Source organism: Shewanella inventionis, assembly GCF_019931735.1.
In the GTDB taxonomy this organism is placed as follows: Bacteria; Pseudomonadota; Gammaproteobacteria; order Enterobacterales; family Shewanellaceae; genus Shewanella; species Shewanella inventionis.
On record NZ_CP082926.1, the window covers coordinates 2,076,252 to 2,102,400 of the forward strand.

Annotated in this window: 21 protein-coding genes; 6 read left to right on the forward strand and 15 right to left on the reverse strand. The window is 43.9% G+C overall.

Annotation, left to right across the window (positions count from 1 at the left end):
• Positions 1-151: 151 nt before the first annotated feature.
• Positions 152-745 carry a class I SAM-dependent methyltransferase gene (locus tag K8B83_RS09340; protein ID WP_223419731.1) on the forward strand — a complete coding sequence of 198 codons (594 nt, stop codon included), beginning with the start codon at positions 152-154 and terminating at the stop codon, positions 743-745.
• 450 nt (positions 746-1,195) lie between these two features.
• On the opposite strand, the gene K8B83_RS09345 is transcribed toward K8B83_RS09340, so the two are convergent.
• From K8B83_RS09345 to K8B83_RS09415, 15 genes are all read right to left on the reverse strand, one after another.
• Positions 1,196-2,170, reverse strand: a complete 975-nt coding sequence (locus K8B83_RS09345) for an AgmX/PglI C-terminal domain-containing protein (RefSeq protein WP_223419733.1) — start codon at positions 2,168-2,170, stop codon at positions 1,196-1,198.
• Between the two features lies 1 nt (position 2,171).
• Positions 2,172-2,705 (reverse strand): ExbD/TolR family protein, encoded by a 534-nt coding sequence (locus K8B83_RS09350; RefSeq protein WP_223419736.1) that lies wholly within the window; start codon positions 2,703-2,705, stop codon positions 2,172-2,174.
• Positions 2,702-3,256, reverse strand: a complete 555-nt coding sequence (locus K8B83_RS09355) for a biopolymer transporter ExbD (RefSeq protein ID WP_223419739.1) — start codon at positions 3,254-3,256, stop codon at positions 2,702-2,704. The genes K8B83_RS09350 and K8B83_RS09355 overlap by 4 nt, the downstream gene beginning before the upstream one ends.
• Before the next feature lie 5 nt (positions 3,257-3,261).
• Complete coding sequence (locus K8B83_RS09360) at positions 3,262-3,915, reverse strand: MotA/TolQ/ExbB proton channel family protein (protein ID WP_223419742.1); 654 nt, start codon at positions 3,913-3,915, stop codon at positions 3,262-3,264.
• A gap of 108 nt (positions 3,916-4,023) precedes the next feature.
• Positions 4,024-4,371: a hypothetical protein gene (locus K8B83_RS09365; RefSeq protein ID WP_223419745.1), complete on the reverse strand. Its 348-nt coding sequence runs from the start codon at positions 4,369-4,371 to the stop codon at positions 4,024-4,026.
• Positions 4,372-5,157, reverse strand: a complete 786-nt coding sequence (locus tag K8B83_RS09370) for a tetratricopeptide repeat protein (RefSeq protein WP_223419748.1) — start codon at positions 5,155-5,157, stop codon at positions 4,372-4,374. It lies immediately after the preceding gene.
• Positions 5,144-8,164 (reverse strand): tetratricopeptide repeat protein, encoded by a 3,021-nt coding sequence (locus K8B83_RS09375; RefSeq protein ID WP_223419751.1) that lies wholly within the window; start codon positions 8,162-8,164, stop codon positions 5,144-5,146. The genes K8B83_RS09370 and K8B83_RS09375 overlap by 14 nt, the downstream gene beginning before the upstream one ends.
• A complete protein-coding gene (locus tag K8B83_RS09380; RefSeq protein ID WP_223419753.1) occupies positions 8,164-10,257 on the reverse strand; it encodes a tetratricopeptide repeat protein in 2,094 nt (697 codons plus the stop codon). The genes K8B83_RS09375 and K8B83_RS09380 overlap by 1 nt, the downstream gene beginning before the upstream one ends.
• Before the next feature lie 48 nt (positions 10,258-10,305).
• Complete coding sequence (locus K8B83_RS09385) at positions 10,306-10,857, reverse strand: AraC family transcriptional regulator (protein WP_188737120.1); 552 nt, start codon at positions 10,855-10,857, stop codon at positions 10,306-10,308.
• A gap of 65 nt (positions 10,858-10,922) precedes the next feature.
• The gene (locus tag K8B83_RS09390; protein ID WP_223419755.1) at positions 10,923-12,077 is read right to left on the reverse strand and encodes a DUF3570 domain-containing protein; all 1,155 of its coding nucleotides are present in this window, start codon (positions 12,075-12,077) and stop codon (positions 10,923-10,925) included.
• Entirely contained in the window at positions 12,064-12,324 is a 261-nt protein-coding gene (locus tag K8B83_RS09395) for a DUF4266 domain-containing protein (RefSeq protein WP_188737361.1), read from the reverse strand. The genes K8B83_RS09390 and K8B83_RS09395 overlap by 14 nt, the downstream gene beginning before the upstream one ends.
• Before the next feature lie 7 nt (positions 12,325-12,331).
• The gene (locus K8B83_RS09400) at positions 12,332-12,850 is read right to left on the reverse strand and encodes a TlpA family protein disulfide reductase (protein WP_223419757.1); all 519 of its coding nucleotides are present in this window, start codon (positions 12,848-12,850) and stop codon (positions 12,332-12,334) included.
• Positions 12,851-12,907: 57 nt separating this feature from the next.
• Positions 12,908-13,570 (reverse strand): outer membrane beta-barrel domain-containing protein, encoded by a 663-nt coding sequence (locus tag K8B83_RS09405; RefSeq protein ID WP_223419759.1) that lies wholly within the window; start codon positions 13,568-13,570, stop codon positions 12,908-12,910.
• Complete coding sequence (locus tag K8B83_RS09410) at positions 13,540-14,280, reverse strand: outer membrane beta-barrel protein (protein ID WP_188737115.1); 741 nt, start codon at positions 14,278-14,280, stop codon at positions 13,540-13,542. Before K8B83_RS09410 ends, K8B83_RS09405 begins: the two co-directional genes overlap by 31 nt.
• A 55-nt stretch (positions 14,281-14,335) precedes the next feature.
• A complete protein-coding gene (locus K8B83_RS09415) occupies positions 14,336-16,993 on the reverse strand; it encodes an HzsA-related protein (RefSeq protein ID WP_223419760.1) in 2,658 nt (885 codons plus the stop codon).
• 387 nt (positions 16,994-17,380) lie between these two features.
• On the opposite strand from K8B83_RS09415, the gene K8B83_RS09420 reads away from it, so the two are divergent.
• From K8B83_RS09420 to K8B83_RS09440, 5 genes are all read left to right on the forward strand, one after another.
• The gene (locus K8B83_RS09420; protein ID WP_223419762.1) at positions 17,381-18,589 is read left to right on the forward strand and encodes a hypothetical protein; all 1,209 of its coding nucleotides are present in this window, start codon (positions 17,381-17,383) and stop codon (positions 18,587-18,589) included.
• Between the two features lie 2 nt (positions 18,590-18,591).
• Positions 18,592-21,030 carry a LamG domain-containing protein gene (locus K8B83_RS09425; protein ID WP_223419764.1) on the forward strand — a complete coding sequence of 813 codons (2,439 nt, stop codon included), beginning with the start codon at positions 18,592-18,594 and terminating at the stop codon, positions 21,028-21,030.
• A gap of 103 nt (positions 21,031-21,133) precedes the next feature.
• Positions 21,134-22,711, forward strand: a complete 1,578-nt coding sequence (locus K8B83_RS09430) for a general secretion pathway protein GspF (RefSeq protein WP_188737108.1) — start codon at positions 21,134-21,136, stop codon at positions 22,709-22,711.
• Positions 22,712-23,795: 1,084 nt separating this feature from the next.
• Entirely contained in the window at positions 23,796-24,284 is a 489-nt protein-coding gene (locus K8B83_RS09435; protein ID WP_223419766.1) for a hypothetical protein, read from the forward strand.
• Between the two features lie 240 nt (positions 24,285-24,524).
• Positions 24,525-26,063, forward strand: coding sequence for a transposase (locus K8B83_RS09440; RefSeq protein WP_188737102.1), 1,539 nt, complete (start codon positions 24,525-24,527; stop codon positions 26,061-26,063).
• The last annotated feature ends 86 nt before the right edge of the window (positions 26,064-26,149 follow it).

The window sequence follows — 26,149 nt, forward strand, 5'->3', positions numbered from 1 at the left end:
TAGTGCCTTAGCGCACTTATTTAGTGACTCAGTAATTGACGGAATATTATATAAATAGATTGTCTTTTGGTCAGATTACTATAGTTTGGTCAGTCTTACGTTTTGTCAATTATCTCAGATATTTGGCCGAGCACCACAACAGGGCCGCCAAATGACAAATTTACGCTTAAGCTACCAAACGGTCGAGTTTGGTCACATTGATATTCACCTTTGTACGTTACGTGATAAACAAGAGTTTTTCGATCCAGATGGTGTGGCTAATAAGCTTGGCATTTCTTCAGCCAATTGGCCTCTTTTTGGCGTTATTTGGCCTTCTAGCCTAGTGCTTGCGCATCATATCGATGGGTACCAAACTGGCAGTAAGCGTATTCTTGAAATTGGTTGTGGCATGGCATTGAGCAGTTTGTTACTAAACAAACGCCATGCTGACATCACCGCGACTGATTACCATCCTGAAGTGGGTAAGTTTTTATTGCGTAATACAGAGCTAAATCAAGACAAACCGATTCATTATGAACAAGCTGACTGGGCCAGTGATCAAGATCATTTGGGTTTATTCGATTTAATTATTGGCAGCGATTTATTATACGAAGATGAGCATGTTGAGTTGTTAGCTCACTTTATTAATGCCCATGCCAATGATGTTTGCGAAGTGATTTTAGTGGACCCTGGCCGCGGTAAAAAAAATAAGCTGTCAACCAAAATGATTGAGCTAGGCTTTATACCATTTCCATTAATTATGTGACCAATCAGAGTCGCTCAGACTGTTCAGTTTGAGGCGCATTGTTGAAATAATGGTTATTCCCTTCTAAGGCAATGCAACAAAGAAATGGACAGTCTGAGCGCCTCCTGCAAGGCGGGTTTCTGTGCCTTCTATGCTGCTTAATAGGATTTTGACGTAGAGCAACTATGCCTACAATCCTATTATTTGCCTAGAAGGCACAGAATTACCGCTGAATGACCAGATAATTAGTGGAATTGGTATTAGTTCTGTTCATCAAAAACCATTACACACAGATTATTTACCAGAAGCATTTAAAGGTCATATTTTGACATTTTTACGATAATTTGCCTGTGTTCTCGAGTAACCTTTTAAATGTCGCTCGTGTTAACTCAACTTATTGACCTGTACATCAAGCGTTAAAAGCAGGTGATGAATATATCATTACCTGCTTTTAGTGTGGGTGTCGCTCACTTAACTTGGAAAGAAGTCAATGGCCCATATGGTGGTCATTACCGCAACACTTTCTGCTGGGAAAGTAATTGAACGGAGCACCAAGGTTAATTGACGCTCTAATTTTGCGTCATTTAGCTCGCTAGATTTAATGCTCACTTTGCTGATACTGCCATTAGGTTGAATGACAATTTCAAACATCACTTTGCCTTTTAAAAAGGGATCTTTTCTTAAGGCGCGGTTGTAGAGCGAATAAAGCCGAGATTTATTAGCCTCTAGAGTACGTCTAAGCGCAGCTTCTGAACGTTGCCCCCCTTGGCTTGCTTGACTGGACTTTTCTGCCACGGCGCCTTGGCTGGCTAACACTTCTTCTTTTGCGAGACGAATTTGTTGGGTTTCGTTACCGCTCAGCGAGCCAGATGACACCGTTTGGCTAATGGTTGATTTTGCCAAACTGTCGGTTTGCTTATTAGCCGCGCCGGCAAGTAAATCGCGTTTTACTTTAACCTCTTGGCTGGTGGTCTGCTCAAGTTTACGCTGTGCTGCTGGTTGAACATCAAAGGCTTCACGCATTGAAAATAGCTCATCTTTCATAGCGGCCAAGCCTGATGTGCTGGCTTTTTCTTTGGCGGCCTCACGGGTTGTGGGTTGCACAACTTGAGGTGTTACCACTGGCTCTATTGGCTTTTCTAAAGCTTTTTCTTCTGGCGGAGCCTGTTCTGGCTCAGGCGGTTTTACCTCAGGTTTTACCGGTGGCGGTAGTTGCTTTTCTTGTAAGATGATTTTCGCCAGTTGTGGCGGCACTTGCTCTTTAACTTCTCGTGGCAGTTCAACTTGTTCAAGCATGGGCACCACAACGGCAAACACCAAATAAACCAACAACAGCACCCACAAAATCAGTTTAAAGAGTTTGTCTTGTTTGCTGGGTTTAAATAAGTCGCCTAAATCATTAAAGCTATTTGTTGTTTGATGCGGGTGAAAGGTCGCTGTTGTCATATTAGCCCTCACCATTAACTTGTTTTGCTTGTTGTTCAACCGCTAACGATATATCTCGATATCCCGTTGCAGCACAGGCTGCCATTATTTGCTTTAACACCACATAAGGCGTTGACGCATCGCCTATAATGGTAACAGCTCGGCCGTTTTGCTGTTCGGTTTCAGTCAGTTCGGTGCGCTTACTGGCCTGGTAGGTGAGTTCAGTGGTTAAGGTTTCAATAAACTCAGGGTTTTCTTGCTCAGTGAGTCCTTGTCCATCTTCACTTTTTTGCCAAATAGCCCGCTCTTGTACTAACACAGTGTCGGCAATGACTGTGATAACCAGGTTTTCAACGGGCAAGGTTTCAGCGACTGACACCGGTAAGCTAAGCTTTTCGATATTTTGCAAAACCCGAACTTCAGATTGATTCACAATTAAGAAAAATACCAAAATTGTGAAAATGTCCATTAACGCGACAAGGTTAAGCTTGCTACCCGCTTTTAAGCGTTTGTGATGTTTAACTAATCTGCGGCTTCTGGCCGATTGTTTCATCATTGCTTGGCTCCTATCGGTTGTCCAATAGTGGACTGTGACTCTGAGTCACTGACCGCGGGAGCATCGCCAAGCGAGATCATTGGAAACAATTCAGCATCTACCAAATTAGCGGCAACAACAGCTTTAAAAGAACGAACCGTGTCCATGGCTGATACGATGGTTTGATAGTCAATGGCTGGGTCTAGCAGCAACACAATATCGTTTTTCTCTATGCCCTGTTGCTGAAATGTCAGCTTTAAATCTTGCAGGTACACTGATAGGGCTGCAAAGTCATAACCTGTGTCTGTCACATCAAAGCGTTTAAGTGACATGCCAGCGGGGTAGTTTAATTCCAGGCGAGCAGGGGTGATAACAAGTTCGAGTATTTTAGGTTCTTGCTCATCTTGCGCTTGTTCAGCCTCAGACAAGACCGGCAATTGTAGATTCAAAATACGCACTTGTGAGAACACCAAACTTAGCAGTAGCACCGGCACTAACACGATCATTAAATTCATAAATGAGGTGATATCCAGTTCTGCATCTTGGGTATTAGGGCGACGGTGGCGTCTCATACTCATTAGCCTCGGTTGTTATCCGTTTGCTTGTTAAATGACAGTGAATTGAGCAGTTTGATCCCTGCCATTTCTATTGAGTCAACAATGGTGGCCGTTTTAGTTTGTAGGCTCGAGTGAAATAAAATCAGCGGTATAGCGGTGATCAAACCAAATGCGGTGGTGTTCATCGCCACTGAAATACTCGATGACAATAAGTTGGCTTTTTCTGCTGGGTCGGCGCTAGCTACTGCCGAGAATGCCGCGATTAAGCCCATAATGGTACCTAACAAACCGAGTAACGTTGCGATATTGGCCAGTGTGGCAATAAAGGGGGTGCGTTTTTCTAGGCGCAGCATGTATTCCATGACGGTTTCTTCCATGGCGTATTCAACATCTTCGCGGCGGCTGGCACTTGATATGCGCGCAATACCTGACTGCAATACATCAAACACGGGTGCTTTATGGTTTTGTGCATGTTGGCTTATGGTATTGATGTCGCCGTTTTTTAGGGCGTTTTTAATTAATGCAAACGCTTGCTGATTAGTGCGATGCGCTGAGCTTAAATATAACCAGCGCTCAATGGTAATGGCCAAACCAACTACTAACACCAATGCGATAGGGTAGATAAATGGGCCGCCATTTTGTAAAAACGCAATGATATGGTCGGTAAAACTCATGTGATGTTCCTTCTATTTTTGTTGTTTGAATCCACGGCATTTTGGCTACATGGTTCAGTTGTTTGGTTGTTGGTGACTCAGCGACACTGTTTGGTTATTTTTTTCTGATTATTTCTCGGTAGTTTGGCTGCTATTGGCAAAATCTCTCACCTGTTGCTTAAATGCCTTGGGGTTAATGGGTTTAAATTCAGGCAGGGTGAGCCGCATGTCTTTATTATTAATGTCTATTGGGCTGGTTATTCCTTGCCAGGGCATAATGTAAAGCACTTTAGGTTGCTCTTGTGAACCCGTTACCTGGCTTTCAATCACCACAGGCTTATTGCTTGAGTTCGCCTTTTGCGGTGTTACCTCATCATTAGCCATTACCTGCGCTGAAACACTGAGCAGCAAGGCTGTGAATACTGATGTTAATTTGTTTAGGCAAAATGTGGTGTTAGTCGCTTGTAAAGTATCCATTTAGCCTGCTCCGTTACTGTCGTCGGGTAAGGTTAGGCCCGCGCGTTGTATTTTTATTTCAACCCCTGCTAACCAGCGCTTTGCTTGTTCATCATCTGGTTGGTTGGTCAAATATGCCATGTAATATTGGCGAGCTTGCAGTAATTTACCGCGATACAGTTCTAATAGTATGGCCAGATTGAGTTGTGCTTGTGGGTATTGCGGCCATAGTGTAAGCGCTGTTAAGTAACCTTGTTCTGCCTGCTCATATTGGCCTTGTAGCCTGGCAATATTCGCTTTAATTTGGTGTGCATAAGGATTGCTATTATTAACGGTAATGCCTTGGTCAAGTAGCGCATCGGCTTGGGTTAATTGCTGCTGATTAATGGCAATAATGGCTTTATTGACATAAGCACCAGATAATTGAGGCTCTGCAGCAATCACCTTATCAAATAACGTATTAGCTGTTTGCCATTGCTGGTTTTTCATTTGCTCAATGGCTTGTTGATATTGACTTAACACCGACTCAGGCACGCCCTCTAAACGCTGTGAGGCTTGCTCTAGATACACATTACGCTTGTCGGTTGTATTGGCACTGCTGCTGGTGCTGGTATTAGCGCGTTGCGCATTAAGACTGACCATGTCGACAATGTCATTGTCCATGCCATTTAGGTTTTTATCGGTAGTACTTTTTGTTGCTGTACTGCCTGTTGATGAGCTACAACTGGGTAACAGCACTAGACTCAATAACGCCATGGCTGCAAGTTTAGTTGCTGATGAGGTAAATAATGGCTTAATGGATAGCATCGACGACCTCATGCATTAACTCTTGTTTTTGATAAAGGGCTGGCGACATTTGTGCTAGGCGTTCAAAGCTTTTATCTATCCACTGATCGGCAATATTATCCCATGCTCTTTGAGTATTACTGATGTGAATTTCGATGGCTTTTTCTTCAAATGGATAGGCCAATTCTTCAAGTAAAATCTCGTATTCTTCTAATGCTAATTCATCTAAGTCGCCAGGGCGCTGAGAACTCATCATGTCACTGGCGAGTTGGCGATACATTTCAGCAAGGTTGTAAGTGGCGTGGGGTACGTATTTAGCCAGTTGAAAGTCGAGTACCTGTTGGTAATAACCAATGGCTTTTTTCATGGCGTCTTGTTTACGCTTTAAGCTTTTTTGCAGTGGTGCATTGAGTTTTATGGCGGCAAAACTGCGCTGCTCTGCTTCGCCTAACGCAAAGGCGGCAATAGAGGCGAGTTCAGCTTGTCGAGTTTGAATGGCATTGGCATCAGTTTGCAATTGCTGGCGATCAAAGCTAAGTATTTGTCTAAACCAGTAATATTGCTTATTGGCGTCGCCACTATGACGGTAAAACTCACTCATTTTAAAGCGTACTTCTTGAGCCACATCAAATGGCTGCGGGTAAGTTTTGGCATACGTTCTAAAGGTGTTGAGGGCGTTGTTATTATCGCCGGCCTTTAAGTAATATTCGGCAGCTGTGTATAAGGCTTCACGCTTAAGCGCGCCAGAGTCCTCCTTAGCGACAATCAACAATAATTGCTCTGCAGCTAAATCCCACTGGCCAAGCGCTTCGTATGATTGGGCTAATTTTGCCGGAATAGCCGCACTAAACTCATGGTTTGGATGTCGTTGCTGAAAGTGCTTTAATACATCTATGGCGTCTTGCCAGCGTTGTTGTTCAAGTAAAAGGTTGGCTGCGTCAAGTTCTGCGTTGAGTGCGTATTGTGATTCAGGCACGGCTTGCGCGACGCGTAATAACTGGCTTACAGCAAGCGAAGGCTCAGTGTGTTTAACTGCCTTGGCCTGAAAGTAAATACTGGAAGCCAGCAGGTTACGCATTTCAGTCCAGGTGTCGGTGCGCTGATCTGTGTATTGCAGCGCTAAAGTGTAGGCATCTTCTGCCTGTGAGTACTGTTCTTGTTGGTATAGACTATTGGCATAAAGTTGGCTAACAAACTGAACTTGTTTACGGGCAGCGTCAGAAAGTGGCTTGGCGGTTTGTACTGAATTTGATGAGTTTGCAAGCGGTGCAATGCCATAAGCTTGCAAGACAAAATCGGTATAAAATTTCAAGTAGGACATGTCTTGGCTGTCAAATGAATACTGCGCCGCATTACTGGCTAATTGTAAAGCGCGTTCATCTTGTGGATATTGGGTAATAAACTGTTTGTCTAATTGATTGCGCTTGGCTATGAGTTCTGCCATTTGTGGCTGATGTTGTTCAATAAGCTCACGTATTGTTACGGTTGTCGCATAGGCAGATTGTTGTTGGATTTTAGCTAACGCAGCAGTGTGGTTCGCTTGGGTGTTTTCATAAGCAATAACATAGTAGCTGTCTAATGCAGCTTGATACTGCTGAGCCTCAAAGTTGGCGTCGGCAAATAAGTATTGGTCGTTCACAATATCTTTGCTAAGTAGTGCCTTAGCTTGGGGTAATGTGGCCAGCTGTAAGTAGGTGCTAAGAGCTGAAGCGGCTTGAGAAAACGCCAAGACCCGTGCCTTACCCTGTTGTGTTTGCGCATCAGCATATAAACGGCGGCTGTGTTCGTCGCTAAAGTTGAGTAAATGCGGCAGCAATTCACTTTGGTGCGCCGTTGAAGCATTTAGCCAAAAGGCGCTGTTTAAGCCGTATTGATGAACATAAACATTTTTAAGCTTATGCATGGCGGCAAATTTACCCTGACGCTGGTACAAATCAAGTAAGTCGAGTGAAAAGCGCGCCGCCCAAATATGATTTGGGGCAAAGTCTATATAAGCCTGGTAAGTTAACTGCGCATCATGGTCGAGCTTTTTGTCGAGTAAAAAGGTGGCTAAATTGGCAAATAACACATGTTGATATAAACCAATATAGGGTAGAGATTGATTGTCATTCACCAAGGCAACTAATGATTGAGATTGCAGCTGTTGGCTTAATGAAATACTCAGCACTCTTTGCGTGTCGATGGCGAGGTTTTGCGCCCGGCTACTTAGCTTGTCAAATGCAAAATTATCGGCGGTGAGCTGTGCTGATTTCAGCTGGTTTTGTTCGCTGGCGATAATCGCTTCAAACACTTGTAAAAAGGCGTTATCGGCATTGGCAAGCCGATTAAGTTTAAACTCAGACCAACCGAGCATATATAAACTGTTGAGTTGGTACTTTTGATTATTATCTGCCGTTAACACTTGCTGGTAGGCCGAAATTGCTGCTGAGTAATTTTGCAAATTGTAGTAAATTTCACCGCGCCTAAAATTAAGCTCAGCCAGATAACCCGTTTGTGGATACTGTTGCAGTAATGATTCAACCTCAGCCAGGCTTTCATCCTGTTTGCCTTGCAAATCCAGTGCTTTAGCTAATTGATATTGTATGTGCTCGTTTTCTGCTCGCTGCGGATAACCTTGCAATAGTTGCCGATATTGATCGATTAATTGTTGCAGTGCAGCATCGTTTTTTGTCAGTTGCGCCAATACTTGGCTGTCTGCCAGTGATTCATCATCTAAGTCTGCATAAGATTGCGCTTCAAATGACTCGGTATTAATTTGTGCTAAACGATATTCCACATGAGTTCGCACTTCAGGATCAGGCTCTAGCGTCAGTAGTTGCTGATAAATACTGGCCAACGCAGTAGCGCGTTGCTCTTGAGTCATGGCTACTGAGGGGACATGTTTATTTGAGGATTTATTGGCCATATCACTTAAGCTGGCACGTTTACCTTGTTGAGTTAACTCTGCTTGCCCACTGCTAAAACAACCCGATAAAAAGAGGGTGCAACCAATCATTAATGCGCTTGAAACATGAGATGAGGCAGACATTAGCGCACTCCTTGTGAAGTGGGTTCAATGCTTGGCGCAATAGGATTTGAGCGCTTGTCCGCTTGCGACATTTGCTCCAATACACTGGCCATTTGATGACGTGTCGTGAGCAATAATTGCTGCAGAGTGTATTGCTGTTGTTGAGTAAAAATACTCAGTTTACCTCGTATATCCCGGTCGGTTTTATCGCGCAGCGCGCCAATATTACTCTGCATGGCTGTAATGTCTAATTGGGTTTGTTGTTGGCGCGCCTCAAAATCAGCCAAAAGGCGTGGATTATTTGATAAATCACTAAAGCGGCTGGCTTGTAGTTCAAGCAAGGTGAGCTGTTCAGTGAGTTGTTTCAGGCTTTGTTTATGTTGCCATAATCGCTGAGGAAAGGTGCTTTGTAACTGCCATTGCAGCACCCCTTTAATTCTGTCCAGCCTTTGTTGTTCATCATCGGTATTGCGTTGGCCTGCTAATCTATTGAGTGTGTTTTGGCTGTCATTAATCCGGTTTAACCATTGTTGTTGGTTTGGATCGGCAAAGACTTGGGCATCTTGTTGGGCTTGAGCCTGCTCAATAATGGTGGCAATACGTTGTTTTTGCGTGTTTAGGTTGTTGATTAGCTCTTTGTAGGCAAGCTTTTTTTGCTGCTCAATAACCTTGGCCTGGCGTTGGGCATTGAGCGCTAAGGTGCTCTTTAGCCATTGGCTATTTGCTTGCTGCTTTTGTACGTTATTAGCAAGTAAATCAAGGTTTAATAATGTGTGGTAATCGGTCACTAATTGCGGATCGTTTAAGGCTTTTTTTAACCAAGGGGCGTCTGTGTTAAACCGCTCTGTAAGGATCAGGGCTAATGCATCTGATTTTGGCGTTAAGGCCGTGGTTTGCTGAGCCTCAGATTGAGTGGCAAAATCGGTGACATTGTTAATGGTGCTTACGGTTTCTGCAAAGGCTTTAATTTCAGCCATTTTTTGCAAATACAACTGCTCAGCTTGCTGATAAAGCGTTAACCCTTGAGCTAGCGACTGTTGCTCGCTAACTTGTTTTGCTGTTAAAAGCGCAGCTTGCCAGGCTAAATTAGAATAAGGATATTGCTGCTGTAATAGGGTGAGCAAATTAAACGACATGTCGAATTGCTGTTGTTGCTGGGCAGAATAGGCAAACAAAAATAATGCTGATTCGGCATAAGGGCTTTGCTCAGGGAAATCGGCCAATTCGTTATAGGCTAAATCGTATTGCTTATTAGTGACATACAACTGAGCTAACAATAATTTTGCATAATCATTAATCGCCTGTTGTTGTAATAAGGCGTCTTTGACTTCAGGCAATAGTTCGTCGTTGTCATCAACAATTTCGGGCTGGGCAAAAGGGTTGAACAGGCGTTGCCAAAAATTGACTTCAGGTGGTTGCCATTGTTGCTCTTTGAGTTCAACTAATATGGGTTGAGCCTTGTCATACTCTTGTTGTTGCATATGCAATAATGCCTGGTTTAAGGCGATATACGCGGCAGCTGAATCAGCGGGTTGTGTCTCATCTGTTAGGCTTTTTTGTTGAACTTGAGCGCTTAATGGCGGCGTTTCTGGCCAATAAGCTAACTGACTGAGTACGTGGTACTGTTCAACATAAGACGGCAAAAGGGTGGTAATTCTGGCTAACGTGAGTTTAGCGGTTTCAATGTCGCCTTGATCAATTTGTTGCTCGCTCAGTTGCAATAATGCAATGAGTAACAGTTCGCCAGGCGATGCGCTTGATGTGGTTTTGCTGGTGTGGAGTGTGGTATTGGCCTGATTTTGCTCAAAGCGGATTAATGTTTGTGTGGCCTGATCGTGTAAACCAATAGCCACTTGCAACCCGGCTTCAAACAGCTGGCTGCGATCTGAGTCAATGCCTTTACGTTGGCGATTAAGACTAATTTGTCTTAAAGCTGCGCCATAATCACCGGCAAAGTAAAAGTACAATGCTTGGCGATAAAATTTGTCTTCAAGATCTGTGGTCGTGGCAGATTGGCGAGAGTTTTCTGCAGCCTGCAGTGCCCCTGAAGTAAACAGTGTTAAGCAACAACACATTACAGTTGCACAGAAACCGGCTGTGAGTCGACGACCCATGCAAGTTAGCCCTGTGCTAATTAATTGAGTATTAAAGGCCATTATGGTTTACAGCACCCATTGTTCGACTTTGATATCAGCACGATAGCTTGATTCGCTGTCTTCAACTTTTAGCTCAATCATCACGGTTTCATCGTCTTTATCGAAGTTGTGAGTGATCGCGCGTTGCACTGTGCGACCTTCTGGATCTTTACCAGTAAAAATGGCGGTTAGCAGGTGAGGGCCTGTTTTAATATTGCCTAAATAAATACGTTGAATGCCGCCTTGTTCAAGTGCTTTTCGTTGACGTTCGGTATACAAAAAACCGCTGACATTATTGTCGTCAATTTTAAGTTCTACACTGTCAAGTTTAAGAAAACGCCCTACATCAACCGACACGAACACCGCAATTTGAGTGCTGGCAGGAAACAGTAAATCTTCTTCTAAAATAAACAAATCGCGATTGAGCTTTAACACCTGACTTTTAATGTCTTCAAGCTCAGATGCCAGTGCGCCATTACTGTCTTGAGCATGTACAGGTACAGACAACAAGCCTATCAGTAGCGTTGTTAGAGCAAAGATACGGAGTAAAAAAGCACAAAAGTTATGCGCGATAGTCATATGGTTAAGGCCCTGGTAAATGCGTTGTAGGTTCATTTTTTTATCAATAAAGTTAACTATAAACATTAAAAATACACGCTAACAAAGGCGCGGATCACATTGGCCGAAAAGCCATAAAAGGGTTCGTTACCGACTCCGCCTTCTGCATTAGGGTTCCTAAAGTTATTGTATTGAAAATCAATATAATCCCATTGTAAGGAGGCCTCAGAGCGAGTGTCGGCAAATGACATTGATGCCGGCAGTAGGTAAGTTATCCCTAAACCATAAGTCACATCACTAAAATCACTTAACTCTTTGTCGCGCGCCATGTAATTTTGTGCGTCACGGTAGGGGAATAAATCGCTGTAAAATTCTGCTTGAGTTTGTTGGTAGTAACGCACTTTAAGTTCGAGTTCTAAACTGTCACCTAGCGGGTGCCTGTAGCCTACTTCAACATCGCTGGCGGTAATTTCCCAACTGTCGTTAAAATGGCGGTAGTGAAAAAACAGCGCCGCGCGGTAGGGTAAAAAGTAACTGGCCGATAATTTTGCCGCAAACGAATTGCGGGTTTCTGGATACACTTCGGCTTGATAACCCACCCCAGATGGAATGCTGTTGTCGACATAGCGCACGGTGCGGTAAGGATTATTTAAATAACCACTGTCGGCAATCGCTTCAACGTTGAGGCTAGCGGTGAGGTTGCGGGTTAAAATTTGATTGATGCCTGCACGAATACGGTATTGCTCACTTTGCTCTTCAAAAATATCGTCGCCATTGCGTTTAATTTCGTTATCGCCGTACGATAAACCCAAATTAAGATTGGTTAAGTCGCCAAAGGTGTCTTGCGACACATTAATGCTGAATGACTGGGCTAAATAATCGTCTTCATTGCTTTGACGCAAATTAAGTGACATTAAGGTTTTGTCGTGCAGGTATTCAACGCCAACCTGGCCTTCGTGGCGTTTTTCAGTGTATGGGCTGGCGGTACTGATCACATCAACAGAGGCTGATGAAATGCTGTCCAAGTAATAGTAAGCGGTAATAGCGACCGATTCAGAGGCTTTTTTTCGCAGCATCACTGACGGACCATCAATGGTCATGCCGCCACCTTCATAGCTGTGATACAACACATCAGCGCGGTCAGGATCGAGCACTGCAGCTTGAGCCATTAAGCTAGTTACCCCCAGGCATATTGCCGCGAAGAGTTTGACGCTGTTATTAAACCATTTAGTTACAACCACAACCACCTCCTCCGGTGCCTTCAGCGCCACGAGCTGATTCACGGCCTTCAAGTACGTGAGCCACATGCATACTGGCGCTTGGGTGACGATTCATGCGCATGATTGGGTCAGCTAGATTTTGGCGCTCGTAGGGCTTAACCCAGGGTTCAATGCCCATGCTCGAGCAACCACTAAGTCCAATAAGGCTGAGTAGCGCGATGCCTTTAAGCGACAAGGCGGTGAGGCGAGGTGATAAGGTGGATGTCATCATCGATTTACTCTCTGATCAGCTGTTTAATGGCGGCGGCGTATTTTTTTTCATAACCATCTTGATAACCTTGAAACACAAAACGCACTTTACCGTTGCGATCAATCATCACTGTGGTTGGCATGGCTTCAACTTGGTATGTTTTAGACAAGGAGTTAGTTTGGTCAAAAAAGATTGAGAAGCTCAAATCAAGATCGGCTAAAAAGTCTTTGCCTGCCTGGTTTTCTTGCTCAACGTTGACGCCCCACACTTGCACGCCTAGGTCTTGATATTTGTCTTGTAACTTTTGCAGTACCGGCATTTCTTTACGGCAAGGTCCGCACCAGGATGCCCAAAAGTTGATTAAGATTATCTCACCGCGTTGTTCGGTTAAGTTAAGGTTAGTACCTTGTTGGTTTTTTAAGGTGAAGTCGGGTGCAGTGTCACCAATAGTGAGGGCATGAGCCTGCATCGACATTACCTGCATAGCCAAAAGTAATGCCCCTAAGGCAATAAGACATTTACCGCTTAATCGACTGAACAACATTGTATTTCCTTATTAGTTTTTTACTGCTTTTGTTACTGTTTTTGCTGAGCAATAAATTTAAAAATAAAACGACACACCGGTGGCAAAATTCAAGTTGTGCGTGGTTTTAGATTCGCCAGTGACCTCAGTGTTAAACAAATAATCACTCATGCTTAAGTCCCATGCTATCCAGTCGGTTAAAAACACCCGATAGTTGGCGGTTAAGTTAACGGTAAATTGCTCGTCACCGGCAAACTCAGTATTGCCGCCACCTAGTTCAATTGAAAACACACTGTTAAACACTGTGTCTTTACTGAAAAATATTTCACCAGGTAGCAAGTTATAGCCAATGTTTAAGCCGTAATACGTTAACTCTCGCTCTGCATCGGTTAACAGCGGCGCTGCATTGGCGAGTTTTTCAAAACTGGTTTCACCGGCTTTAGCCTGAGCATAACGGGCTTTAACATAAAAATGCTCGCTAATGTGATAGCCAAGATGCGCACTCACCCAAGGGCTAGATTCAAAATCTTCAATCGACATGATGCCGCCTTGAATTCCGACTTCAAAATTTTCAGTGTCGAGCACATCGTCGAGTACATCTCGGCGCTCTACATCTGCTTTAACTGTGGTGGCAGTATCGTCAGCAGCAAAAGCGACTGAACTTGGTGTTAATGCGGTCAATGCCAAGGCACTGGCGGTCAATAACGGCATTAAAAAAATACGCTGAATCCTATTTTCCATGTTTGGATCTCTTCATTTTCATCTCGGTCGGTTAAGGCTATCGAGAGTTTGTATTCGGCGCGTAATATAAAATTACGGGCAAGGTGATATTTAACGCCAGCGGCGGCGCTCATTAGTGTACTACGACGTGATTCTGTGTCAGCTAATACACTGTGTGGTTCGGTATTAATGACTCCAGCGCCAACGCCTAGGTAGGGTACAACGAGCCAATCGGGTATTGGGTGGCTGAGTAACATGACTTCAAATACATCGCTGTCAGAGATGCTGCCTAAGGCTTTACCCGCCGATAACTCGGCGCTAAAAACTGGGGTAAAAGCATAACCTGCAAACAGGTTGTAAAAATTAGCGCCTTCTAGGTCGCCGTACATTACGCCTGCTTCAAATTGACGGTTTATCACGTCTTGTTCTGTGATTTGTGTGGTGTTTATGGCTTGACCGTTTTGAGATAGGCCTAATAAATCATCCTCATGAAACCAGCCTTCAATGCCGCGTTTGTCTTTTACTTTTATCCAGGCAGTACGTTTAAGTAATACGCTGACTATTTCATTTTTTTCAATGACAGATACCACTGGATAACCCGCACTCGGGCCTGATCTGAGTTCAACAAAAGGCACCTCAATACGTAAGTTTGGGTTGTCGTTAGCCTGCAATATTGGGCTTAAGCACAATAGTGTCAGTAGCAGGCAAATGTTGCGTATAGTAGTCAGCATAGTTCCCTTTAATAAAGTCTCATGAGTTCAACGTATTGTTTGCGCTGTGCTTTACTCAATCCTGCGAATAAAATGGCGTGTTGTAATATTGCGCGCCTATGTCTAACCATTCGTTGATCAGCTTTAACTCGTCAGCAGACAACATATTTTGGTGAGTGGTGTTATTCATCACCTCAAAAAAATCACTACTAGAACGAGCGCCATTCGTCGACAATATTGCAGGCACATTGACGGTTGTAAGCACCGGAATAGGGTTTCCATCTGCGTCAAGGATCGGCTCGCCATTGCTGTCGACTTGGTAAACTACGTTGCCATCTGCATCAAGTACTTCAACTAATCTGTCGATTAAAATGCCGTCGACTTCTTCTTGTTCTACATCGTTAAACAGCAACTCGCGGTACGAGGTTAAGTGTGCGGCTTCGTCTGTTGATACTGTGTTTGCTAATGACAGTTGCCCTGCGGGAACTTGCGTGACGCCGTCGGTATCGACAATATTGTGGCAACTGGTACAGGTATTGTCGGCAATGATCATTTGAGTTGCTGTGTCGACAACAGGCCTTGCAAGATCCCACAGAGGTTGAATGTGCTCAACATAATTGATTTGTATGCGGCAGTATGCGGTCCAGTTATCAAAGCATTCGCTGCCGGTTGGAGCTGGCGTGGCTAAATTAGCGTAACTGTATTCGACACTTGGATTGACTGTCGATAAAGCCGGATTGGTCCATATGTCGGTGTATTTTATGCTGGCGCTAAGTTCTGCTAGGCCATTAACCATTTCATCGGCTTCGGCCATGGTTTGGCCTTGTTCTGGAATAATATTGCTGCTGGCATTGGGGTAGGCAAAACCACCTACCGCGCCAGGGTTAATACTGGCAGCTTGGGCGTCTAATCGGCCATGAGGTAATTGGCTGTTGGCGGTATGGCAACCCACACACTCTAACGTTTCACCTGGTTTGAGTGTGATCCATTGGCGATGACGGCCGCCGATACGCTGGCCATTAATATCTAACACGCTGATGGCGAGCGGTACGTTTGCAGGCACCTTTATTTTAACCGAGCCATCGGGTTGAATTGGGCTATAGCCAACAATTTCGCGCATAAGTTGGTTGTTGCTGCGTCCAAAATCTGTGTTAGGAATATCGCGAACGTCATCTGGTGGCATAGGCACACCACGAATAACACGTAAAAAACGCGCTGGTAAGTTTGCCGCAGGTGTTTGTGTTGGGTCACTTAAACGACTGATGCCGCCAGCATTGGCTGTGCTGTCTGTGCCGTCAAAGTCATACACACTACGAATGTGGATTGACCCTGCTAACGCTTGGCTGAGCTGTGAGTCTAACTCATTGCCGACTACTTTATCGGCAATAAAGGTTTTAGACTGCGAGCTTGGTTGCAATACCACTGACTCAGTTAACACGGTACCTTGGGTGGTTGTGGCGACTAGCTGTTGAGTATTTTCGGCATTATCGAGTAGCCATAATTCATATAAGGGATCAGCTTGAACTAGGTTTTCATCGGCCAGTTGCTCTGCAGTTAATTGGCCACAAGCACGGATAATATCATTGACCACAACACGGCATAAATCCCAGCTCATTAAGTAACGTTGGCTCGAGTCTGGCAGTGGAAACAAATGATTTAATCTACCGGTGAGTGCCAAATCGGTTGAGAATGAAAAGTTAAAGTCGGCCAGTTCAACGTCAGTAATGGCATCGCCCTCGGCTCCTGATGTGGCTGTTGCTTGCTGAGCATCAATATAGTCATCGATATTAATGACCACAGGACGCTTTTGAATTACGCTGTCATCTTGTGAGGTTAACAGCATCAAAATGTCGCCGTTAGGTAATTGTTGTGGCTTGATAAAATCAATTGATTCCGTTTGCCCATCTAAATTGAGTTGATGTGAATGCCAACCAAACACGAGTTCATTGTCGCTGCCATCGGGATTCATGCGGTATAAGTTTACCCCATGGTCGGCGCCCATCCTGTCCCATCTGCTGTATAAAATTTGCCCGCTTTGCAATACTAAAGGATAAAAATCGTGGCTGAGATTAAACGTAAGTTGCGTAATGGCGCTGCCGTCTGGGTCCATTACATGGATGTTAAATGTTTCATTAGAGCGGCTTTCATCGAGTGCAGTGTATTGTGGTTTACCTTCATCAAGCAAAATAGCCCGTGATAAACGCTGGCGAGTTGAGGCAAACACAATTCTGCCGTCGGGCAAAAAGCTTGGCATAAGGTCGTCGCCTTGCTCTGCGGTCACATCACTAGTTATTACGCGTTCTAATGTTTCAGTGGCAACCGTGTAACGCCAAATGTTCCATGTAGGCTGCTCATCGTCGTCTACACCTTCAATTTCAGGTGCTCTAATCGCCATTAGCATTTGCTGGCCGTCGTCTGAAACCGAAAGATCGCGGATATCAATGAGCTGATCTTCACCGAATAAAGTGGCGGTTAAATTGGTGGCAGGTGAATCGGCAAAGGCATTGCGTTTGATTAATAATTGCGCGCCGGGATTAAAACGGGCGGGGTTGAGTGTTTCAAATTGTGCCGTTGTCTCGTCGACTGCGACTAAGTTGCGCTCGATATAGGCCACCGGATATTCCACAAGAACAGGATCAGGTTGCTCATCTTTAATGGCAGTTTCAGTATTACATCCTAGTAACAATGTGATTACTGTAAACAGGATTATGTTATAGCCTGATATCGGCCTCATGTGTTTTCCTTAACCGTTTATTCTTGTTATTTGGGCATGAGTCTAACCCGGCGATGCTTGACATTATTGCCTTGTAGGCTCAGTGTTTCAACACTTTTTATTAAATAGTTGCAATACTTTTTTTTGACGCTTGGGGGCACTTTTTTGACGTCAAGTAATTGGCTGGGAGTGTCAAAAAAATTAACAAAATAAATACTTTTATTGTGCTGCATTGAATGCTTTAATCAGCAGCAAAGAACAACCTAATTGTTTAAAAAATATTCCATTAGGCTCCACAAGGCCAACGTCATTTTTTTGCAAGGCAGTTAAGTGTGACAAGGAGAGAGTATGAAGGAGCGGCTTCGTACGATAAAAAGCCTCAGCTTATTATCTTATTTGGGAACAATCATGTCAGTTAAGCATGTTATTAATTTATTGACGCTTGGGGCGTTAAGCTTATTGTCGGTGAATGCATGTGCCGGCAGTTTAGAGCAAGCAAAACAATTACACGACCGTATTGCCGGTGTTGCTGCCTCTGAGGCTACGTTGCTGAGTATGGCTGCGTTATTGGATGATGGAAAACCTATTGAAGCTGCCTATCTTGCCATGGAAACCCCTGCATTTTACTCCACTACACTTAAGTTATTTGCCACACCTTGGACTAACATTGACCAAGATATTTTTGCGCCATTAAATGACTATTCGGCCACTGTGATTGGGGCTGTGCGAGACGATGTTGATTTTAGAGAAATCTTGCAAGCTGACATGGTGTATGTGGGCAATAACAGTTTAAATTTACCTGCTTATAATCGTAATAACAACGATCACTATCAGGCCTTGGAAGATCAATTTATTGATTTAAAAGATGGGCTTCAGCGCACAACTCAATCGAGTTTAAATGGGTTGCCTTCATCAGCCACTGCCGGTGTGTTAACCAGCAGAGCGGCCGCCAAAGAGTTCTTTTATTTGGGGACAAACCGAGCGATGTTTCGATTTACCTTAATGAACCATTTGTGCACCGATTTAGAACCACTAAAAGACAATACTCGTCCAACAGATCGTATTCGCCAAGATGTGAGCCGTAGCCCTGGTGGCGATAGCCGTTTGTTTATTAATAACTGTTCAAGTTGTCACAGTGGTATGGATCCTTTAGCCCAGGCGTTTGCTTACTATCAATATGAGTTTAACCTCGAGCAAGACCCTACAGGGGAGAATGGGGCTATTGCCTACAATACCAGTGGTCAAACTGACCCTAATACCGGCACTCGCGTTCAGGGTAAATATCATATCAACTCAACCAGTTTTCCTTATGGGTTTGTGACGCCTAACGATGATTGGCAAAACTACTGGCGTGAAGGGCCTAACCAAAAATTAGGCTGGGACAGTGGTTTACCCGGCCAGGGCAGTGGTGCTAAGTCGCTAGGTCAAGAGTTGGCGAATAGCCATGCTTTTGCTCAATGTCAGGTTAAAAAGGTATTTAAGTCAGTATGTTTGCGTGACGCAGAAAGCCAAGCCGATATTGCACAAATTAGCGCAACTACAGCCTCATTTAAGCAGAATGCTTATCAACTTAAGCGAGTATTTGCCGAAGTTGGCAACTACTGCATGGGAGAATAAACATGAAGCATTTACTGTTTAAACGCCTTGTTTTTGTCTCATTGTTTTTGGGCTTAAGTGCCTGTGGTGGGGGGGATGTTGAAGAAAATCCGCCAACTGAGCAAACTCCTACATCGGATGTGTATACCGGGCCTGCAGCGGCAACGGCCGATATTCAAAAATACAAATCTTCGCTTTGGGACAATATTTCAACGCAAGATAAATGCGGAGCCTGCCACACTGAAGGTAGTCAGGCGCCTTATTTTGCTAGCCGTAATGATGTTAACGATGCTTATGCAGCAACAAACCCTTTAGTTGATTTAACCGACCCTAAAGTGTCGCGTTTGGTTACTAAGGTTGCAGGTGGACATAATTGCTGGCTTGCCAGTGACTCTGCTTGCGGCGAAACCATGACTCAATGGATAAAATTGTGGGCCGACGAGCGTGTCAGTACGGCTAATACCATTGAGTTAACCGCACCGGTTATTCGCGACCCCGGTGCGAGCAAAAACTTTCCAGATGACAGTAGTTTGTTTAGTCAGCATGTTTACCCACTGCTGAATCAATATTGTGTCTCCTGCCATAACGAAGGTGTGCCAGCTGCACAGTCACCGTTTTTTGCCAGTAATGACATTGATGTGGCTTATGAAGCGGCAAAAAGCGTCATTAACTTAGATGAGCCAGCCTTATCAAGGCTTGTTGTGCGTTTAGGATCTGAGTTTCATAATTGTTGGAGTCAATGTGCCGACGACAGTATTGAAATGCGCGATGCCATTATGGCTTTGAGTGATGGCATTGAGCTTGATGAAGTCTCGCCTGATATGGTGGTATCTAAATCGTTGCGTTTAACCGACGGTATTACTGCATCAAGCGGTGGGCGTTTTGAAACCGACGTGATTGCACTTTATCAATTTAAAACGGGTGAGGGCACCATTGCATATGATACATCGGGCATCTCTCCTGCTGCTAATTTAACCCTCAGCGGCGATGTAGACTGGCTAGGTAGTTGGGGGCTGTCGTTTACTAATGGTAAAGCCCAAGCGAGTACCGCAAACAGCAAAAAATTACATGATTTAATTACCGCGACAGGGGAGTTTTCGGTCGAAGCCTGGGTAACGCCTAATAATGTCACTCAAGAAGGACCAGCCCGTATTGTGACCTACTCCGCGGGTGACGACGCACGTAACTTTACCCTTGGGCAAACACTCTATAATTATGATTTTATGCTGCAAACTGACGCATCAAACAGTAATGGAGAGCCTGCATTAAGCACCCCTGATGCCGATGAAGTATTGCAAGCCACTTTGCAACATGTGGTGATGACTTATAACGCTACTGATGGTCGCCGTATTTATGTGAACGGTCAGCTAATTGATGTAGTGGATGAAGATATTGCGCCATTAGCCAACTGGGATGACAGCTTTGCGCTAATTTTAGGCCGCGAAGCGTCTAATCAACATGTGTGGCAAGGCGATATTCGTTTATTAGCCATATACAATCGTGTATTAACATCTGAACAAGTACAGCAAAATTATGAGGTTGGTGTAGGCGAAAAGTTCTTTTTACTGTTCTCGATAAGCCATTTAGTTGACCTGCCTAATACTTACGTGATGTTTGAAGTGAGTCAGTTTGATAATTACAGTTATTTGTTTAGCAATGCCGCCATTGTCAACATTGATGGCACGCCTGTGAGCACCGGGTTTGACGTAAAAGGATTACGCATCGGGATTAACGGTAAAGAAAGTGCGCAAGGTCAGTCTTATGTTAATTTGGATTTGTCACTTTCGGCAGGGCAAGACATTGCTGAGCCATTTTCAATCTCGGCACTTGGCACCATTATCGCGCTCGAAAAAGGGGTTAATCAGGACGAGTTTTTCTTAACATTTGAGCAATTAGGCGAGCATACCAATGTGGTATTACCTAGCGTATTTGTTACTCCCTCAGAGGTGCCTGCGAGCACTGAGTCGGCGCAAATTGGTGTGCGTAATTTTGCTGAGATTAATCACAGCATGAGTGCATTAACTGGAGTGTCTCAACAATCGACTAAAGTGTTTGACACCTATGAGCTGGTTAAACGTCAACTGCCCAGTATTGAAAACATTGAAACCTTTATTTCAGCGCAGCAGATGGGTATTACCCAATTAGCGATTGCTTACTGCGACTCGGCAATTGAAGATAATACTATTCGAGGAAATTGGTTCCCTGATGTTGATTTTACCGCTGTGCCTAGTGAGGCATTGAGCACTACTCAGAGGGGCAATTTACTGAACCCATTAATTAATCAATTAATGCCGTTATCATTGAGCAATCAGCCTAATCAAAGTGCTATTTATGCCGAGCTAGACAGCTTAGTTTCTGGTTTGTCTGTGTGCAGTGGTGCCTGCGATGCTGAGCGCACAAGAACGATTGCCAAATCGACATGTGCAGCGGTACTTGCTAGTGCCGTGATGCTAGTGCAATAGGAGCTGCTGATGACATACTTATTACCCAGTGTGCAACTAATGTTACCGCCATTGATATTCGCAGCCGATGTGAGTGTAAAACCGATACAACAAGGAAACAACAATGACTAGACCAAAGCATTTTCACCCAGACAGTCCATTGTTGTTTGCTGATCACCGTAAACCGATGACTCGTCGTGAGTTTATTTCAACGGGCTTATACAAAGGCGGTGCCGCTGTGGCGGGCTTATCTTTGTTTAGCATGTTTGCTAGCCCTAACAATGCTCATGCCGCTTTATCGCCAGATCTTGAGGCATTAAGGGGCTCCTGTGGTATTAGCGTGCAGGGGGCAGGCAAAATTCCGTTTATTAGTTTTGATTTAGCGGGCGGTGCCAATATTGCAGGTTCTAACGTATTAGTTGGCGGTGCTGGCGGTCAGCAAGATTTTCTATCTACAGCGGGTTATAACAAGCTAGGCTTACCCGGTGATATGGCGCCCTCTATCGCTAATCCAAATGCAGGTATGTCTGATTTTATTAATACTGACTTAGGCTTAGCATTTCATTCTGACTCGGCGTTTTTACGTGGTATTTTAGAAAAAGTGTCTCCTGATACGGCATCGCGCATAAATGGTGCCGTGATCCCTAATCGTTCAGACAACGACACGGGCAATAACCCACATAACCCTATGTATGCCATTGCAGCGGCGGGCGCGAATGGTTCGTTAATGCCGTTGGTGGGCTCGCGCAATTCAGATTCGGGCGGTAATTCAATGGCGCCCACAAGCTTTATCGATTTAAGTAAGCGGCCAACTAAAATTGACCGTCCGTCAGACGTGACAGGTTTGGTGGATGTGGGGGACTTATTCAGTTTATTGTCGCAACGTGACGCTGTGGCGGTAATGGAAAGCATTCAACGTATTAGCGCGCAAAAAATGGCGGCGGTGAATACCCAGGTCACACGTGATGATGTGATTAAAGATCTGGTTAATTGTGGCTATGTGAAAAGTGCTGATTTAGCAGATCGCTTTGGTGATCCTTCAACCTTAAATCCGTTATTAGACCCTGATATTGTTGGCCCTGGTGGTATTTTTGGTATTAATGAGTTTGATTCAGAATCAGAGTTTCAAAAAACCGCGTCCATCATGAAACTAGTGGTGAATGGCTTCTCTGGCGCTGGTACCGTGACCATGGGCGGGTTTGATTATCACACTGGCGAGCGTGCAACAGGTGAGTTACGTGATTTACGTGCTGGGCGCTGTATGGGTGCATGTTTAGAGTATGCTTCACGTCGTAATATGCCGTTAATGTTATATGTATTCAGTGATGGCTCAGTTTCAAGTAATGGCCGTATTGATGACTCGATGGAAGGGCGCGGTAAAGGTGAATGGACAGGCGATAATTCGTCAACGGGAGCCTCATTCTTTTTGGTGTATAGCCCTTCAGGTAAGCCGCAGTTAATGGGCGGGACTGCCGATCAAATGGCCCAAAAACAACAGATTGGTTTTATGCGATCTGATGCCTCTGTTGATACCGCGTCGGCACCGTCTGCTAATAACGTGAATTTGTTAGTGGAAACGGTACTGCTTAATTACATGGCACTACACGGTGAACAAGGCCAATTTACCTCTGTTGCACCAGGGCAAGGATTAGGTAATGCCACTATGCTCGATTCGTTAACTGCGTTTCAACCGATAGTGTAGTTTGGCTATTTGTAAGAAAATCAAAAGACAAAGGGATTGTTGATATTGATCTAGCATGGATGCGGCTGAGTCACCTCAAATGCAAACACTTCAGTGACACGCTGCAAGTACATCCTTGTAAGCTCGGCTATCTGTGCGTTGCTGGTGGTGTATCGGATTGATGTGTAGCTAAATATTAGTTCATGGATGCGGCAGAGTTACCTCAAGTGCAAACTCTTCTGTGACACGCTGCAAGTACATCCCTGTAAGCTCGGCCATGACGTCCATGTCATGGACGGTCACAGCCGCGCTTGCACCCGAGATTCGATTTCTTCGTTGCTGGCATTGTATTGGCACAGATGCGTCGCTAAATTTTGGCTCATTGATGTGGCTGAATCACCTCGTGATCAAACACTTCTGTGACACGCTGCAAGTACATCCTTGTAAGCTCGGCCATGACGTCCATGTCATGGACGGTCACAGCTGCGCTTGCACCCGAGGCTCTATTTTTTCGTTGCTTGCTGTGTATTGGCACAGATGTGTCGCTAAATATTAGTTTATGGATGCGGTTGAATCACCTCGAGTTCAAACTCTTCTGTGACACGCAGCTTGTACATCCTTGTAAGCTCGGCTATCTGTGCGTTTATCTTAAAGTTTGATCATTTCTGTACCAAGGTGCATTTCAATGAGAGATAAACTCGGGCAAGGAGGAAACCCTTAACCCCAACAGCCACATGCTGCGCATGTGAAAAAGCCAAAAGAGTGAAAGATAAAATCAACTGGGACACTTTTATATGATACGCACTGTTTTTATGTACAGTTATAATGGGATTTCATCGATTTACAACTAAAAAACGATTTAAAATCGTTCTTTAGTTGTATCGTATTAAAAATAGAAAAACCGTAATCATCTGATTTTATTGGATTTAATTTTTAGTGTACTGAGCCAAAATTCTACTTTACGCGCAAGCTCGGTTTGTTTTTGTCTGTTAGGCACAATTAATTGCTTTGCTTCAATAAGATAGCAAATGTAGGATGTTAATAATCAATAAGTTAAAGGGCGACTTTAATTTTCATTTGCCCTTCAATAAGCTGTTATATTTTTATGATAAATCGAGTTTTAATTGCATTTTTAATTATTTTTTCAGGAGCACTTAATGCAAGTGTTCAATTGAATTTTAAGTTTTTGCCACCGAGTAAAATCACCTATGAGGTGAATATACCGTATCCATTCGGGGCGACAAAATTAGAGTTCTACCCAACAACTGATTCATCCAGAACGCTTAAAGAGCTAAGAATTTCTACAGCTAACCATGGTTGGATAACTCCAAATATTGAGGCGTTAAAAAAAGAGACGTCAGTACAAGTAAAAGATATTGAATTTATTATAAAAGATTCTGCTTTGAATGAAGATGGCAGTCCTAAATATTTTGAGTTTAATATCTATTACGGAGCTCCAAATAAGTTTGATTGTAATGGTAGAGCTGAGTATGTCCCAAATAGTAAATTAATTAAGGTGTATGCTGACGGTTCGCTTTCAATAACTGAAGATAGAAGTTATTTTGAGTTATGCGAATCATTAAACAAAATATAACAAGCGCCTGAATTTGCTCGTAAACTCGCTCGGACAATTAACAATGGGCTATTGTCGCTGCGCTCAATAATTTTAGCCCATTGTTAAATTGCCGCTTAGGCGGGCGTTGAGGCTGTAGAATTTCTCCAAAATAGACGTTTTTAACGTCTATTTACTAAAAAACAAATTGGTTGTTTTTTGAGCTTGCGGTGTGTCGATGCCTGTGATCTAATAGATATTATTCACCTACAGTAAATTGTTATGGCCAACTACAAGCCTGACTTATCCTGCCAAAGTAAATTCATTCCCATCAATTTTTCAGAGCAAATTTTGCCTGGCACATTCGAGTATGCCCTTTGTTATATTATCGAAAATAAACTCGATTTATCGGGGTTTGATGCTTGGTATCACAATGATAAAACGGGGGCGGCAGCGTATTCACCAGCAGTGATGCTCAAAATTATTTTACTCGGGTATGCGCATGGGTTAATTAGCAGTCGACGCATTGCTAAGGCGTGTGAAAACAATATTTTGTTCATGAGCGTGGCGGGTGACGTTCAGCCACATTACACATCCATAGCCAGTTTTGTGGCTAAAATGCATGAACAAATAGAACCCTTATTTACTCAAGTGCTGCTGATTTGTGATGAAGAAGGGCTCATTGGCCGCAATATGTTTGCCATCGATGGTTGTAAGTTAAAGTCAAATGCGAGCAAAGAATGGAGTGGTACATTTGATGAACTTGGCCGTAAAAAAGCAAAACTAGAACGGGCAAGTAAACGCATTATTGAGCGTCATCAAGCGCAAGATGGGTTGAGTGAAGAACTCGTCACACAAGACTTAAACCAAAAAAGAAAGTTAGATAAAAGTGCGGATAAAATCACGGCATTCCTCGCATCACACCAAGAAAAAATAGGCAGCCAAGGTAAGCCTGTGAAAAGCAATATCATCGACCCTGACAGTGCAAAGATGACCACATCGAAGGGCACCATTCAAGGCTACAATGGTATTGCGATAAACGATGATAAACATCAAATTATCTTACAAGCACAAACGTGGGGTTCGGTCGGTGAGCAGCAAACACTCCAGCCAGCAGTCACGCAATTAAAACAACAACTCGATAAGCTCAATCCTGTTAACCCCTCAAGCGAGCACACCATAAAATTTACCGCAGACAGTGGCTTTAACAGTGAGGCTAATCTGGCATTTATGGCACAAAGTGGCTTTGATACCTACATCGCAGACAATCAATTTAGAAAACGAAACCCGTTGTTTCAAGAAAGTGAAACTTACGAAACCGAGGAAGAAAAACGCAGATTAAAACGACGTAATGGCAAGCCTCGATTGTTTACTTCAGATGATTTTCATTATGACGAAGCAACGCAAACTTGCCGATGTCCGGCAGGCAATGAGATGTGGCGAAGCGGCATCAATGTCAAAAGTTATCACCAAGAATACACTCGATTCTGTGGTTATTTAAAAGATTGTAAAACTTGTCCGTTGCAACAGCAATGCATGCGAAAACCGCCGATAAAAACGGGTCGGCAAGTGCAGTTTAAAAATGATGCCTCACGGAAAAAACTGAGTTACACCGACAAGATGAAAGTGAAAATAGACAGCCCAATGGGGCGGCGGCAATATAGCAAACGACTGGGCTGTATCGAACCGGTATTTGGCAATATTACGGTCAACAAAGGGATGAATAAATTGACCTTACGTGGCCAAGCCAAAGTGAATGCCCAGTGGCAACTGTACTGCCTTGTTCATAACATAGAAAAGTTGCAACACACGATGCACTAAGAAGGGGAAGCCCTTTTTACCTCAAAAAACGCTACAAACCGGCCTCAATCCCCCCTAAAGCACACTAAAAAAATCAACAAAACTGC

Coding starts and splice junctions, on each gene's coding strand:
- K8B83_RS09340 (WP_223419731.1), top strand. CDS start 152: ATGACAAATTTACGCTTAAGCTACCAAACGGTCGAGTTTGGTCACATT.
- K8B83_RS09345 (WP_223419733.1), bottom strand. CDS start 2,170: ATGACAACAGCGACCTTTCACCCGCATCAAACAACAAATAGCTTTAAT.
- K8B83_RS09350 (WP_223419736.1), bottom strand. CDS start 2,705: ATGATGAAACAATCGGCCAGAAGCCGCAGATTAGTTAAACATCACAAA.
- K8B83_RS09355 (WP_223419739.1), bottom strand. CDS start 3,256: ATGAGACGCCACCGTCGCCCTAATACCCAAGATGCAGAACTGGATATC.
- K8B83_RS09360 (WP_223419742.1), bottom strand. CDS start 3,915: ATGAGTTTTACCGACCATATCATTGCGTTTTTACAAAATGGCGGCCCA.
- K8B83_RS09365 (WP_223419745.1), bottom strand. CDS start 4,371: ATGGATACTTTACAAGCGACTAACACCACATTTTGCCTAAACAAATTA.
- K8B83_RS09370 (WP_223419748.1), bottom strand. CDS start 5,157: ATGCTATCCATTAAGCCATTATTTACCTCATCAGCAACTAAACTTGCA.
- K8B83_RS09375 (WP_223419751.1), bottom strand. CDS start 8,164: ATGTCTGCCTCATCTCATGTTTCAAGCGCATTAATGATTGGTTGCACC.
- K8B83_RS09380 (WP_223419753.1), bottom strand. CDS start 10,257: ATGGGTCGTCGACTCACAGCCGGTTTCTGTGCAACTGTAATGTGTTGT.
- K8B83_RS09385 (WP_188737120.1), bottom strand. CDS start 10,857: ATGACTATCGCGCATAACTTTTGTGCTTTTTTACTCCGTATCTTTGCT.
- K8B83_RS09395 (WP_188737361.1), bottom strand. CDS start 12,324: ATGACATCCACCTTATCACCTCGCCTCACCGCCTTGTCGCTTAAAGGC.
- K8B83_RS09400 (WP_223419757.1), bottom strand. CDS start 12,850: ATGTTGTTCAGTCGATTAAGCGGTAAATGTCTTATTGCCTTAGGGGCA.
- K8B83_RS09405 (WP_223419759.1), bottom strand. CDS start 13,570: ATGGAAAATAGGATTCAGCGTATTTTTTTAATGCCGTTATTGACCGCC.
- K8B83_RS09410 (WP_188737115.1), bottom strand. CDS start 14,280: ATGCTGACTACTATACGCAACATTTGCCTGCTACTGACACTATTGTGC.
- K8B83_RS09415 (WP_223419760.1), bottom strand. CDS start 16,993: ATGAGGCCGATATCAGGCTATAACATAATCCTGTTTACAGTAATCACA.
- K8B83_RS09420 (WP_223419762.1), top strand. CDS start 17,381: ATGTCAGTTAAGCATGTTATTAATTTATTGACGCTTGGGGCGTTAAGC.
- K8B83_RS09425 (WP_223419764.1), top strand. CDS start 18,592: ATGAAGCATTTACTGTTTAAACGCCTTGTTTTTGTCTCATTGTTTTTG.
- K8B83_RS09430 (WP_188737108.1), top strand. CDS start 21,134: ATGACTAGACCAAAGCATTTTCACCCAGACAGTCCATTGTTGTTTGCT.
- K8B83_RS09435 (WP_223419766.1), top strand. CDS start 23,796: ATGATAAATCGAGTTTTAATTGCATTTTTAATTATTTTTTCAGGAGCA.
- K8B83_RS09440 (WP_188737102.1), top strand. CDS start 24,525: ATGGCCAACTACAAGCCTGACTTATCCTGCCAAAGTAAATTCATTCCC.